Annotated in this window: 14 protein-coding genes; 6 read left to right on the plus strand and 8 right to left on the minus strand. The window is 39.8% G+C overall.

Translation table 11 applies throughout. From position 1 onward, the window contains the following. Nucleotides 1–115: 115 nt before the first annotated feature. From pdxH to M1F03_RS11060, 3 genes are all read right to left on the minus strand, one after another. Nucleotides 116–769 carry a pyridoxamine 5'-phosphate oxidase gene (pdxH, locus tag M1F03_RS11050; RefSeq protein ID WP_154622764.1) on the minus strand — a complete coding sequence of 218 codons (654 nt, stop codon included), beginning with the start codon at nt 767–769 and terminating at the stop codon, nt 116–118. A gap of 24 nt (nt 770–793) precedes the next feature. Beyond that, on the minus strand, nt 794–1,915 hold the full coding sequence (anmK, locus tag M1F03_RS11055) for an anhydro-N-acetylmuramic acid kinase (RefSeq protein ID WP_196713031.1): 1,122 nt from the start codon (nt 1,913–1,915) through the stop codon (nt 794–796). 218 nt (nt 1,916–2,133) lie between these two features. Next, nucleotides 2,134–3,218, minus strand: a protein-coding gene (locus M1F03_RS11060; protein WP_374195714.1) for an IS3 family transposase whose coding sequence is annotated in 2 segments (ribosomal slippage) — nt 2,134–2,957 and nt 2,957–3,218 — 1,086 coding nt in all. Because the reading frame shifts where the segments join, the coding sequence is not laid out codon by codon here. Nucleotides 3,219–3,645: 427 nt separating this feature from the next. On the opposite strand from M1F03_RS11060, the gene M1F03_RS11065 reads away from it, so the two are divergent. Then, a complete protein-coding gene (locus M1F03_RS11065) occupies nt 3,646–4,113 on the plus strand; it encodes a glycine zipper 2TM domain-containing protein (RefSeq protein ID WP_154622766.1) in 468 nt (155 codons plus the stop codon). Nucleotides 4,114–4,610: 497 nt separating this feature from the next. Here the strand turns inward: M1F03_RS11065 and slyA are convergent, their stop codons facing one another. Continuing rightward, nucleotides 4,611–5,045, minus strand: coding sequence for a transcriptional regulator SlyA (slyA, locus tag M1F03_RS11070; RefSeq protein WP_154635589.1), 435 nt, complete (start codon nt 5,043–5,045; stop codon nt 4,611–4,613). Between the two features lie 543 nt (nt 5,046–5,588). Then, on the minus strand, nt 5,589–5,828 hold the full coding sequence (locus tag M1F03_RS11075; protein WP_154625076.1) for a DUF1289 domain-containing protein: 240 nt from the start codon (nt 5,826–5,828) through the stop codon (nt 5,589–5,591). Between the two features lie 170 nt (nt 5,829–5,998). On the opposite strand from M1F03_RS11075, the gene gloA reads away from it, so the two are divergent. Next, a complete protein-coding gene (gloA, locus tag M1F03_RS11080; RefSeq protein WP_154625075.1) occupies nt 5,999–6,406 on the plus strand; it encodes a lactoylglutathione lyase in 408 nt (135 codons plus the stop codon). Between the two features lie 118 nt (nt 6,407–6,524). Beyond that, nucleotides 6,525–7,166, plus strand: a complete 642-nt coding sequence (rnt, locus tag M1F03_RS11085) for a ribonuclease T (protein WP_154625074.1) — start codon at nt 6,525–6,527, stop codon at nt 7,164–7,166. A 106-nt stretch (nt 7,167–7,272) separates the two neighbouring features. Here rnt and M1F03_RS11090 read toward each other — a convergent pair whose 3' ends face one another. Further along, nucleotides 7,273–7,620 carry a Grx4 family monothiol glutaredoxin gene (locus M1F03_RS11090; RefSeq protein ID WP_163861998.1) on the minus strand — a complete coding sequence of 116 codons (348 nt, stop codon included), beginning with the start codon at nt 7,618–7,620 and terminating at the stop codon, nt 7,273–7,275. A gap of 503 nt (nt 7,621–8,123) precedes the next feature. Between M1F03_RS11090 and sodB the strand changes: the two genes are divergently transcribed. Next, nucleotides 8,124–8,702 (plus strand): superoxide dismutase [Fe], encoded by a 579-nt coding sequence (gene sodB, locus M1F03_RS11095; RefSeq protein WP_154625072.1) that lies wholly within the window; start codon nt 8,124–8,126, stop codon nt 8,700–8,702. A 77-nt stretch (nt 8,703–8,779) separates the two neighbouring features. Here sodB and M1F03_RS20040 read toward each other — a convergent pair whose 3' ends face one another. Beyond that, complete coding sequence (locus tag M1F03_RS20040) at nt 8,780–8,863, minus strand: YnhF family membrane protein (protein ID WP_101495216.1); 84 nt, start codon at nt 8,861–8,863, stop codon at nt 8,780–8,782. A gap of 281 nt (nt 8,864–9,144) precedes the next feature. Here M1F03_RS20040 and purR point away from each other — a divergent pair, with 281 nt between their 5' ends. Then, the gene (gene purR / locus M1F03_RS11100) at nt 9,145–10,170 is read left to right on the plus strand and encodes an HTH-type transcriptional repressor PurR (RefSeq protein WP_154625071.1); all 1,026 of its coding nucleotides are present in this window, start codon (nt 9,145–9,147) and stop codon (nt 10,168–10,170) included. Here the strand turns inward: purR and punR are convergent, their stop codons facing one another. Then, the gene (punR, locus tag M1F03_RS11105; protein WP_154625070.1) at nt 10,171–11,076 is read right to left on the minus strand and encodes a DNA-binding transcriptional activator PunR; all 906 of its coding nucleotides are present in this window, start codon (nt 11,074–11,076) and stop codon (nt 10,171–10,173) included. Nucleotides 11,077–11,199: 123 nt separating this feature from the next. Here punR and punC point away from each other — a divergent pair, with 123 nt between their 5' ends. After that, nucleotides 11,200–12,420, plus strand: a complete 1,221-nt coding sequence (punC, locus tag M1F03_RS11110) for a purine nucleoside transporter PunC (protein ID WP_251464319.1) — start codon at nt 11,200–11,202, stop codon at nt 12,418–12,420. The last annotated feature ends 238 nt before the right edge of the window (nt 12,421–12,658 follow it).

Here is a 12,658-nt window from a genome sequence, read left to right on the forward strand (position 1 = left end):
AAGCCCCTGAGATGAGAAGACTCTCCCGATCTCATGGGGATCGCTTGTCAGTTTTCGTAAACGAAGCTATAGCATAAAGCGCCTAGCTTTTAAGTGCCAGCTAAAAAACAATTTATTACGGCGCTAACCTATCAATTTTCCATCCGTCCCCATCACGCTGGTAAATAAAACGGTCATGTAAACGATTAGCTCCCCCTTGCCAAAACTCAACACTATTAAAGACCACGCGAAACCCGCCCCAAAAACTAGGAAGAGGTACTTCGCCATTTTGGAATTTTTGTTTTAGCTCTAAAAACTTACCTTCTAAAATACTCCGAGCCGAAATTCTCGATGACTGTTGAGATGCCCAAGCTGCAATTTGGCTATCTTTTGGCCGACTATGAAAATACTTCACCACTTCAATCGGATTCAAACGTTCTGCCACACCTAAAAAACTCACTTGTCGCTCAAGTGGATACCATGGAAAATGTAAGCTCACCTTATTATTTTTTTCTAGATGCTGAGCTTTACGGCTCCCCATATTCGTGTAAAAAACTAACCCTTTTTCATCGAAGTGCTTCAATAACACAATACGTTGATAAGGTTGACCTGTTTCATCAACCGTCGCGACGCACATAGCCGTTGGATCACTGAGATTTGCCTCACAGGCCTGTTTTAACCATCGTTCAAATAATGCCAGAGGTTCTGGCGTTAAATCGGTTCGTCTTAAGCCGCCTTGAGTGTATTCACGGCGTAGTGCTGCAAGCTTTAAGTTTTGTGCGTCGTTCATCGTTGTCTCATTTCCTTAACGCAATTATTTTTCATCGGTATTGGCAGGGTAAATCGCGCCAAGAACAGTGGCACGCTCAGCACCTGTCACTGACGCAAGGTTACCCGGTAGATTCGCGATCGTTCGTGCAGCGAGCCAAGCAAAAGCCAGCGCTTCCATATCATCACCACTTAATCCATATTTATCGCTTGGGCCAACTTCTGTTCCCGGCAGTAACGCAGCAAGGCGCTGCATTAAAAAGGTATTTTTTGCTCCGCCACCGCACACGATTAAACGCTCACAGCCACCACAAAGCAATATTTGTTCAGCAATGGACACCGCGGTTAATTCACATAAGGTGGCTTGCACATCTTGAGGTAACAGTGCGGGGAAATTCGCTAAATGTTTATCTAACCATTGCATATTAAAATATTCTCGCCCCGTGCTTTTAGGCGCCGAACGTCTAAAATAGGGATCGCGTAACATCGCTTTAAGTAGTGGTTGATGCACAATTCCCGAGCTTGCCCAATTACCGTTTTCGTCATAGCCACATTGTTTATGACGCCATACCCATATATCCATCAACATATTCCCAGGCCCGGTATCATAACCTTTGACATAAGCGCCTGGCAGTAAAGCTGTAATATTCGATATGCCACCAATATTTAATATAATTCTTTTTTCTATCGCATGACCCAATACCGCTAAATGAAAGGCAGGCACAAGTGGTGCCCCCTGCCCGCCATACGCCATATCTCGCCGTCTAAAGTCACCGACTGTCGTAATACCCGTTAATGCGGCGACCCGATTATTATCACCAAGTTGCATTGTGAAAGGTGCTTCACCATCAGGCTCATGCCAAACTGTTTGCCCATGACAACCTATTGCAATGATATCGGTAGCCGCGACTCCCGTTTTAGCTAGCAACTGGTTCACAGCATCTGCATAAAGAGAACCTAACTCACGATCAATTTTTCCAACTTCAGATAATGTGGTTTCCTGACCTTGGCATATATTGAGAATTCTTTTTTTCAACTCAACAGGAAACGCAATACTAATACTGGATTGCTCAGCAACAAATTTATCGCTGATCGCTGCAAGAACAACATCGACCCCATCTAAGCTGGTTCCTGACATGATCCCTATATAACGACCTTGCTTTATCATTATCGTTCCTTTAGTTAGCGTTACGGCTTGTGAGTTTAAACCTAAAAAGATTGTGCTTTGATGGAAGTTTTTGTCAACCAGACATTGTGATTTCTCGGGCTGACTCGCAGAAAAAAAGAGAGTTAACGAAATAATCCCCTTCTATGTTTAAAATATACGCAAATCTCATTATTTGAACGTGTAATCCCCCCACTTTTCACAGTAACTATTTATAGAGTTTAAGCTACCTGTAATCGCTGTCTCGGGGGTATTCCTCCAATCGCCGTATTCGGCCGCTCATTGTTATAAGTCCAAAGCCACTGTGTGGCAAGTTCTTGAGCGTGCTCAACGCTCTCAAATATATTTAAATCAAGCCATTCATGACGAGCTGTTCGGTTAAAGCGTTCAATGTAAGCATTTTGTGTAGGCTTGCCAGGCTGAATATAAAGTAAGGTAATTTGCTGCCGTGTTGCCCAGTTTATTAGCTCTCCTGAAATATATTCTGGTCCGTTGTCGCATCGTATCGCTTTGGGTTTACCGCGCCACTCGATGACTTGTTCTAACGACCGAATAACTCGTGCGCTAGGCAACGATAAATCAACATCAATCGCTAAGCATTCACGATTAAAATCATCAATGACATTAAAGGTTCGAATGCTGCGGCCACTGGCTAAGCTGTCTGACATAAAATCCATAGACCATACTTGGTTAATGGCTACAGGCACACTGAGGGCATCAGGCTTATCGCGTTTTAAGCGTTTGCGAGGCCTAATTCTAAGATTAAGCTCCAACTCACAATAAATTCGATAAACGCGCTTGTGGTTCCATGCGAAGCCCTTTACGTTGCGTAAATACAAGAAACATAGACCAAACCCCCAACGTTTTTTGTTTTCGGTTAGGCGTATTAGCCAGTCAGCAATCTGATCGTTTTCAGCATTAAGTTTACTTTGATAGTAAAAGCAGCTTTCGCTCACATTCATGCACAAGCAAGCAAAGCGAATGCTTATGTCATACTTAATTGCGGCAGCCTTAGCCATCTCCTTACGATGAGATGGCTTTATAACTTTCCCTCAAGCGCCTCCAAACGAATCTCAGCTTTGAGACGTTCTTCCGCATACATTTTTTTGAGCCGACGGTTTTCGTCTTCGAGTTCTTTCATTCGCTTCATCAACGAAGCATCCATACCGCCGAATTTAGCTCGCCACTTATAAAATGTTGCAGAGCTAACACCATGTTCTCGGCAGAGTTCTGGAACGGGCATACCACTTTCATTTTGTTTAATGATTGCCAATATCTGGCTATCAGTGAATTTTGATTTACGCATAGAAAACTCCTTGAGTTTATTTTAATAGAATTTTCTATAAATAACTGCTGCGATTTTTCGGGGGGATTACAAACGCACTGATATCTATATCTCACTAATTATAATTTAGTGTATAATTACTAAACTGAATTTAATAAAGACAAAGATAATTGATCGTAAGAACATATTTTTTTGTATGATTAATACTCAATTATGATTGTTCATGAATTTGTGTCATGCAAGAATTTAACAAAGTGTGCCTTAGTTTATGAAATATTTCCTACTTTGAGATATTTTACCTAGTGTTTACACTCTGTTTAAATCAGAATCAGTAGTCTTATACCCGTTTTAACTTGACCCAAATGTAACATTCATATTGCGAATATGGTTAAAACAACTATCCAATGCTATGTTAGTGCCACAGACAGCAAGTCTCATAGGAGTAATTATGCTTAAGAAAGTTTTCGTCGGTGTTGTAGCAGTCGTTGTATTATCTGGCTGTGTCAATACCAGTACACTTTCTGGTGATACTATTTCAGCTAAAGACGCTAAACAAGTACAGACTGTAACTTACGGTACTGTATTGAATGCACGCCCTATTACCATCCAAGCTGGTGAAGATGAAAATGTTATCGGTGCGATTGGTGGTGCAGTACTAGGCGGCCTATTGGGTAATACCATTGGTGGCGGTTCTGGTAAAACGCTTGCTACCGCAGCGGGAGCAATTGCGGGTGGCTTAGCCGGCCAACAAGCTCAAGGTGCGCTGAATAAGAGCCAAGGTGTACAATTAGAAATTCGTCTTGATAGCGGTAAAAATATCGTCGTTGTTCAAAAACAAGATCCAAGTGTTTTCCGCTCTGGCCAACGTGTCATGATTGCGAATAGTGGCGGCACAGTCACTGTATCACCACGTTAATAATAATGAGTATATGTTCACCGGTACCCTACCGGTGAACATACTTTTTATCTTAGGGAATTTATAAACTATTTCCGTATAGCCTCTTCATACCTCTAGTTGTCTATATACTCACCTAATTTGTATTTACATCATCTTGGATTCTAATAACCGATTGATAATGTATAAGTGATTTACCACCATCAATTGCTAATCCTATTTGATTTATTGTTTGTTTGCTCTGTGTGACTTATTCCTTAAAAACCAGTTAATCTTACAAACGTTTATGAATACTAAAGCTTGTCATGAATACTGCTTTGAATAACTTTTCATCTTTAATTGGTCAATTTAGTTAAAAACGAGTTATTACTAAACAATAAGCTTAATCAATAATTAAATATCAAAAAACATCTATTTAGCAAAAACTCAGAACAATAATGGCCCAGCAAAATAGAAAATTAATTCTGCTGTAATAATTGAAACACTAATAATACACTTAATTTATTATTAAACTCTAACTACAAATCTCCTTGTAATCTTAAGATATTTTTTTCTAGCTTTAACAACAGAACGGATAATTGACCAAGCTCATCTTGAGATATATTGCCTAAAATTTCTTTCCTTGTGTTATCAATAACTTCATCTACTTTCTTAATAAAAGGTTCAGACTCCTCCGTTAACTTTATTCTTTTCGCACGTCTATCATTGACACAAGTGTGTCGAGATATCAGTTTTTTTTCTTCTAACTGATCAAGTGTTCTCACTAATGATGGCTGCTCAATACCGATAGCTTTTGCGAGTTGAATTTGAGACTGTTCAGGTGGTAATTGACTAATATTGTGCAATGTAATCCAATGCGTTTGCGTTAACTTAAGCGGTTTCAAACGATGATCAATGAGTGATCTCCACATGCGTACTACACGTGATAAATCAGTTCCTATTTGTGACTCCAATGTTCCCTCCTTATATAACACTATTCTGCCTAACAAATATACAACCAATAAATTATTTTTTAAATTATATATTCACTCCCTCTCGCTATGACAACTAATTATTAAAAATAACCATGATAAATACCCATTTATGGTCATAGTCAATCATTTGATTTGTGATTTCCATCATAAATCAAATTCAATTTTCTTATATATTAAATATCATTTTATTCACTAATATGAACTCTCAATTATCTTGTTAATAAGAATAGCCTTACTCTTCTTTCAAATCTATCTATTTTAACCCTTATAGTAATTACAATTAACAATAAAAAAGACAATTCCAAATTACTTCTTAAAAAACAATTAAATATAGTTATTCTTAAAATCATGCTATTTTTAATCACCGACACTTTATTTAATAATTATTTTGAATAACTAAAATTTAATTGAAGAATATGTGTGGTTATTAACTTTTTTGAATTAATTAGAATTGAAATTAATTATATTCGAATAAAATTTACTTTTTAAAATAGTTACTCTCTATTTCAGTTTAGATATCGACTAAAACAGTTCTTGTTGCGTTGAAGGTGGCTCATCTTTTTGTGTTTTAACCGAGATTGAACGAAGGTAGCGCTGGCGACATAAACGTAGAATATTGCGTTTTTGGCTATCTGTAAATTTTAACCACTGAAAGCGTTCTTCCCTCGAACGAAAACAGCCTCGACAATAACCTTGTTCATTGGTTTGACAAATTCCACGACAAGGGCTTTGAATTTCAAAAAACTCGAGTTGCTCCGCCATATTGATATCACCTAACTAAAAACACCCATTAATGATATACTCCATGAATTAGATTATATCTACTATTTGGTTAATAAATAAACCTATTTCATTGTGTTCGATACTATAGGTGCGTTATATTGATCGTTAAACGATTCAGTTTCACTTAGTTACTTTTAAGGGAGTTCTTTATGCGCTTACTACATACTATGTTACGTGTGACAGATATGCAGCGTTCAATAGATTTTTATACTAAGGTTTTGGGTATGCGTCTACTGCGTACCAGTGAAAACCCTGAGTATAAATATTCGTTGGCATTCGTCGGTTACAGTGACGAAAGTGAAGGTGCAGTCATTGAGCTAACCTATAACTGGGGTGTTGATAGCTACGAGATGGGAACCGCTTTTGGCCATATTGCGCTTGGTGTCGATAATGTTGCTCAAACCTGCGAAGATATTCGTCACGCGGGTGGTAACGTCACTCGAGAAGCAGGCCCTGTAAAAGGGGGCAGCACGATTATTGCTTTTGTTGAAGATCCCGATGGCTACAAAATCGAGTTGATTGAAAATAAAAGTGCCAGTAAAGGCCTAGGTAATTAATTTACCTTGATGAGTGAATCACTAGGCAGTGTGCTTCCTGCCTAGTTTTAGTTTATCTGCAAAATTTTTTTGGCTTTGGCATAATAGCCACTAACCAGAAACCTAATATAAAAACCTAATGTCTGATAAAAATAATCCCAATGCACTCGTTAACCGCTTCAGAGGATACTATCCTGTCGTCATTGATGTGGAAACGGGTGGGTTTAACGCCAAAACGGATGGCCTACTTGAAATTGCCGCCATTACTTTAAAAATGGATAAAGACGGCTGGTTATCCCCTGATGAGACCTTACATTTTCATGTAGAACCCTTTGAGGGAGCAAATTTAGAACCAACAGCTTTAGCCTTCACCGGCATTGATCCCACTAACCCATTACGTGGTGCAGTTAGTGAATACGACGCTTTGCACGCTATTTTTAAAATGGTACGCAAAGGGATGAAAGCTACCGATTGTAATCGAGCCATTATTGTTGCTCATAATGCGACATTCGATCATAGTTTTGTCATGAATGCAGCTGAACGTGCAGGCTTAAAACGTAATCCATTCCACCCATTTGCCACATTCGATACTGCGGCATTAAGTGGTCTGGTTTTCGGACAAACGATTTTAGCGAAAGCTTGTGTGACAGCGGGTATTCCATTTGATGGCAAGCAAGCTCACGGGGCCTTATATGATACGAATCGTACCGCACTGTTGTTCTGTGAATTAGTAAATAAATGGAAAAAGCTAGGTGGTTGGCCACTCGCAGAGCAAGAGTAACCCCGCCCCCTTAAGCCCCTTAAGATACAAAAAAACCGCATTAGCTTAACCTATGGGGCTAATACGGTTTTTTAGATTTACTCGGCGTTCTTAACTAAGCAGATACTTACTCCGCACGAGTCTCATCCGCAGAGCGATACTTATCAGCAGTTTCTTTAATCAGTGACTGGAGTTCACCGCGCTGATACATTTCCATGATGATATCGCAACCGCCTACTAGCTCACCATCAACCCATAATTGTGGGAAAGTTGGCCAATTAGCGTATTTTGGTAGTTCTGCACGAATATCTGGATTTTGCAGAATATCGACATAAGCGAAACGTTCACCACAAGCAGATAAAGCTTGAACTGCCTGAGCAGAAAAACCACAGCTAGGGAGCTTAGGAGAGCCTTTCATGTACAGAAGGATTGGGTTTTCTTTAATTTGGCGCTCGATTCTTTCAATTGTCGTCATTTTTACTTCCTTAGAACATGGGTGCTGATTTGCAGTCAGTCGCCATCGTCAGCCATTTTCTCAACGATGGCGACTAAGCTAGAATATTTGACCGGAATGTTAAAACGTGATTGTTTCATACAATATGCCAGTTTTACAGGGGTATTACTATAGCACTCCAAGCTGGAAAAAGGGATTTTTTCTAGAATCCTGTTTTAAGTTACACGAACTTCCTTCAACAAGGCAGAAAAGCGCGATCTTAAACTCTATTGATTAAGATAATTATCTCTATGATTTTAAGGTGTTTTTGTTGAAAAAATTTGGTAATATATGACGCAGAATATCCATGCCTATAACTCGGCAAGCATCTCATGCTATTATTAATCTATTAAAGAATAAGCAAGACCGCATGAACGTTCGGTTCGTGTATAACTCATAGCAAGATATACGTATTAAATTATTTGCTCACTTTTATGAGCACCACACCCATATGTGTTGTTTTAAACGCAAACAAGGAGTACGCAATGTCATTTGAACTTCCCGCTCTACCTTATGCTAAAAATGCGCTAGAACCTTATATCTCGGAAGAAACCTTAGAGTATCACTATGGTAAACACCATAATACCTATGTTGTTAATCTCAACAATTTAGTCAAAGGTACGGCTTTCGAAGGTAAATCACTGGAAGAGATCATCAAGACTTCAGATGCGGGTATTTTTAATAACGCCGCACAGGTTTGGAACCATACTTTTTACTGGCACTGCTTAGCACCAAATGCGGGTGGAGAACCAACCGGTAAAGTTGCTGAAGCCATTAATAAAGCTTTTGGTTCTTTCGCTGAATTCAAACAACAGTTCACAGATGCTGCGATTAAAAATTTCGGTGCCGGTTGGACTTGGCTGGTTCAAAAAACCGATGGCAGCTTAGCTATTGTGAATACATCAAATGCGGCAACCCCTATCTCTGGTGATGATAAACCTATCCTCACTGTCGATATTTGGGAACACGCTTATTACATTGATTACCGTAATGCGCGCCCTAAATACCTAGAGAACTTCTGGGCCTTAGTCAACTGGAAATTCGTTGAAGAAAACCTCGCTTAATCATTTTCTTTAGAGAATAGCTAAAGGGCGAGTCAACACTCGCCCTTCTTAATTTCACCTTTAATTAAACAGTAAAATTAAAAAATATGTACTGCAAAAGCAATGATCACAGCCAAAGAACCTAACGCTGCTAATAGTCCAAATTTAAAATCTGTATCCATGAGTCCCTCTCATCATAACGAACAGTTAACCAGCAAAATAACCATAACTTATACATGGTTAAATAAGTATGACATGACGATTTATAAAAACCAGTGTCTATATCACAGGTTATAACATCAATTATTTCTTTTGTTTTTGCGCTAGATCAGACAAAATCGATAACTAATCGCTAAATTATTGCCAGTTAAGGCACTATGCCTCAATATGTAGGTAATATTAGGTAATTTTTTAATAAGAATTCATAACAAGACCGATTATTGGTCAGGAGTTTTTTTTTCCCATGGCAACGATTAAAGATGTGGCGAAGCGCGCTGGCGTCTCCACCACAACCGTATCCCATGTAATAAACAAAACGCGCTTCGTAGCTGATGATACTAAAGCGGCTGTTTGGGCTGCGATAAAAGAACTCAACTATTCACCGAGTGCTGTTGCTCGTAGTTTGAAAGTTAATCATACAAAATCAATTGGCCTACTCGCGACATCAAGTGAGGCGCCTTATTTTGCTGAAGTGATTGAGTCAGTCGAGAATAGTTGCTATGAGAAAGGTTATACCCTTATTTTATGTAACTCTCATAATAACTTAGGTAAGCAACAAGCTTACTTACAAATGCTTGCGCAAAAGCGTGTTGATGGGCTACTCGTCATGTGTTCTGAATATCCCGATAAACTAATCCATATGCTGGAAGATTATCGCAATATTCCTATGGTCGTCATGGACTGGGGCACTTCCCGTGGTGATTTTACCGACAGTATTATTGATAACTCTTTTCATGGCGGTTACCTCGCAGGTCGTTATTTAATTGATCGGGGTCACCGTGACATCGGCGTGATCCCTGGCTCTTTAGAACGCAACACCGGTATTGGTCGACTGACGGGTTTTAAAAAAGCCATGGAAGAAGCGAAAGTGACTTTACGTGATGAATGGATCGTGCAAGGCGACTTTGAACCAGAATCTGGTTATAAAGCAATGATGCAGATCTTAAGTAATAAGCAAAAACCTACTGCCGTGTTCTGTGGCGGTGACATTATGGCGATGGGCGCAATTTGCGCTGCGGATGAGATGGGATTGCGTGTTCCTCAAGACATTTCTATCATTGGCTATGATAATGTGCGCAATGCGCGTTATTTTACTCCCGCGTTGACGACTATCCACCAGCCTAAAGAGCGTCTAGGCCAGATGGCATTCGCTATGCTGCTTGATCGTATTGTGAACAAGCGCGAAGATGCACAAACGATTGAAGTCCATCCTCGCCTAGTTGAGCGTCGCTCTGTCGCTGACGGACCATTTATTGACTACCGTCGTTAATTAAGGCGCTAACCATTCGGCGTTGAGTGTTTCACTATCCCCAAGATATTCAAGTAACCAACTCAACGCCGGTGATGTATTCTTTTCCACCCACGTTAAACAGCAAGGACTCGGAGGGAATGGCTGAGATAGCTGCAATTGGGCTAATTTCCCCTCATCACAAAAGGGCTTTGCTCGGTGCTCAGGTACCATGCCAACACATAAGCCATTAACAAGACATGTCATACCATTTTCCCAAAATGGCACCACTAAACGCCGCTGATTATCTAATGCCCATGTATCTCTTTTCGGCAAGTTACGTGAGGTATCTTCAAGGCATAAACTTGGGTATTCGCGCATTTGATCGTCTGTCAATTTTCCTTTTAGCTGTGCCAGAGGGTGGTTTGGACTGGCCACACAACGCCATGACATAAACCCCATATCACGAAAACTATAACGCTCTCCGATGGGTGAAGCACGCGTCGCACCAATCGCAACATCAACACGCCCATCGGCGAGTGCATCCCATACACCGTTAAACACTTCAGGATGAATATATAATTCGATATCAGGAAAATGACGATAGAAATCTAAGATCAGTTGCTCTGTTCGCTGAGGTTTGACAATACAATCTACCGCGATACTAAACTGCCCTCGCCAACCATTTGCTGCCTGTTGACATTGGTGACGCGTTTGTATCATTTTTTTGATAACGGAGCGACTTTGTTTGATGAAAATCTCCCCTGCCTCAGTTAAGGCAACATCGCGGTGACGACGTTCAAAGATAGGTACAGCAAGCCATTCCTCTACTTGCTTAACCGTATAGCTAATTGCTGAAGGAACACGATGCAGTTCTTCCGCAGCGCCACTAAAACTTCCCGTTCTTGCAACGGCATCAATAACTTCTAGAGCATGAGCTGACCACATAATGATACCTTTCAAAAATTTTGATAGCAGATTCCAAATATTACCGTTTCACAATGTAAAAATACAACCTATAAAATAGAGTCTCTGTTAACAATTATGTAAATTCTGGATAAGTAAGCTTCCATGACAAATTCTGCGACAAAAAACTCCCCAGGCTTTATGCTTTACCTTGCTGGTTTGAGTATGCTTGGTTTTTTAGCCATCGATATGTACCTGCCTGCATTTGGTTCAATGCAAACGGCATTAAACACTTCTGAAGGTGCGATTAGTGCTTCTTTGAGCATTTTCTTAGCTGGTTTTGCCTTTGCACAACTTTTGTGGGGGCCATTATCTGACAAACTGGGACGCAAACCGATATTGATCGCAGGTTTATCGTTATTCATTGTGAGCTGTTTAGGCATTTTATGGGTAACGGATGCGACTCAACTCCTTATTTTGCGTTTTTTACAGGCGGTTGGCGTCTGTAGTGCGGCTGTGCTCTGGCAAGCTCTGGTCATTGACCGCTATGATGCTGCGAGCACTCAAAAAGTCTTTGCTTCGATTATGCCTTTAGTGGCTCTTTCTCCGGCTTTAGCACCGTTATTAGGTGCATGGGTTCTTGAACATTATGATTGGGAAATTATTTTTATTGTCTTAATGGCTGTTGGTATTTTATTGTTAATTCCAACCCTGTTATTGAAAAAGAATCCTTCAAAAGACATGACGGTGGATTCCCATGACCAAGAATCTATTTCGTTTTTAAAACTACTGGGTTCACGTATCTATAGTGGTAACGTGTTAGTCTACGCTTCATGTAGTGCGGGTTTTTTTGCTTGGTTAACAGGTTCACCATTTATTTTAAGAAATATGGGTTTTAACCCTGCTGATATTGGTTTGAGCTACATCCCACAAACGCTAGCATTTATTATTGGTGGCTATGGCTGCCGTTTTCTATTAATCAAAATTCGTGCTGAAGTATTATTTCCATTACTGTTGGTCGGTTATGCGGTGAGCATGTCGATACTCTTTTTGATGGCGATATACACAACACCGAGCCTCACCATGATCTTAATTCCATTCTGTTTTATGGCAGCAATGAATGGGGCGTCTTATCCAATCGCGGTGTCAAAAGCACTCAATACCTATCCACAGGCTAGCGGTAAAGCCGCTGCATTACAAAATGCTTTGCAACTTGGTTTATGTTTTTTAGCCAGTTTATTGGTTTCAGCGTTACCTTTCGATCCTTTATTGTCGACAACCGGTGTCATGGCGGCAACCATCATACCGATGATTATTGGTTATTTTATGCAATATACAAAAGATTGCACTAAACAGACTAATGAAAGAACAAGTTATCAGAATTAACAACCAGTTAACTCATCAGCCACTGCTTTGTCGTGGCTGATTTCCTCAAAAAACCCTCTTCCGACCATCTTTCTATGATTATCCACACTTTATCTGATACTCTAATTCAGTGTTATCGTTTAAAATTCTCCTTTTTTACCAAAAGTGACATTTTTCGCCATTGTTAAATAAAATTATCACTTCTATACTCGGATAATACTTAGTCCGAAGTGATTTTTGAGTTAATACGATATTCATG

It is taken from the genome of Providencia sp. PROV080 (assembly GCF_033688105.1).
GTDB lineage: Bacteria > Pseudomonadota > Gammaproteobacteria > Enterobacterales > Enterobacteriaceae > Providencia > Providencia zhejiangensis.

Bases quoted from the DNA above. Each gene is read 5' to 3' on its own strand.
- pdxH (WP_154622764.1), bottom strand. From the start codon at position 769: ATGAACGACGCACAAAACTTAAAGCTTGCAGCACTACGCCGTGAATAC.
- anmK (WP_196713031.1), bottom strand. From the start codon at position 1,915: ATGATAAAGCAAGGTCGTTATATAGGGATCATGTCAGGAACCAGCTTA.
- M1F03_RS11065 (WP_154622766.1), top strand. From the start codon at position 3,646: ATGCTTAAGAAAGTTTTCGTCGGTGTTGTAGCAGTCGTTGTATTATCT.
- M1F03_RS11075 (WP_154625076.1), bottom strand. From the start codon at position 5,828: ATGGCGGAGCAACTCGAGTTTTTTGAAATTCAAAGCCCTTGTCGTGGA.
- gloA (WP_154625075.1), top strand. From the start codon at position 5,999: ATGCGCTTACTACATACTATGTTACGTGTGACAGATATGCAGCGTTCA.
- rnt (WP_154625074.1), top strand. From the start codon at position 6,525: ATGTCTGATAAAAATAATCCCAATGCACTCGTTAACCGCTTCAGAGGA.
- M1F03_RS11090 (WP_163861998.1), bottom strand. From the start codon at position 7,620: ATGACGACAATTGAAAGAATCGAGCGCCAAATTAAAGAAAACCCAATC.
- sodB (WP_154625072.1), top strand. From the start codon at position 8,124: ATGTCATTTGAACTTCCCGCTCTACCTTATGCTAAAAATGCGCTAGAA.
- M1F03_RS20040 (WP_101495216.1), bottom strand. From the start codon at position 8,863: ATGGATACAGATTTTAAATTTGGACTATTAGCAGCGTTAGGTTCTTTG.
- purR (WP_154625071.1), top strand. From the start codon at position 9,145: ATGGCAACGATTAAAGATGTGGCGAAGCGCGCTGGCGTCTCCACCACA.
- punR (WP_154625070.1), bottom strand. From the start codon at position 11,076: ATGTGGTCAGCTCATGCTCTAGAAGTTATTGATGCCGTTGCAAGAACG.
- punC (WP_251464319.1), top strand. From the start codon at position 11,200: ATGACAAATTCTGCGACAAAAAACTCCCCAGGCTTTATGCTTTACCTT.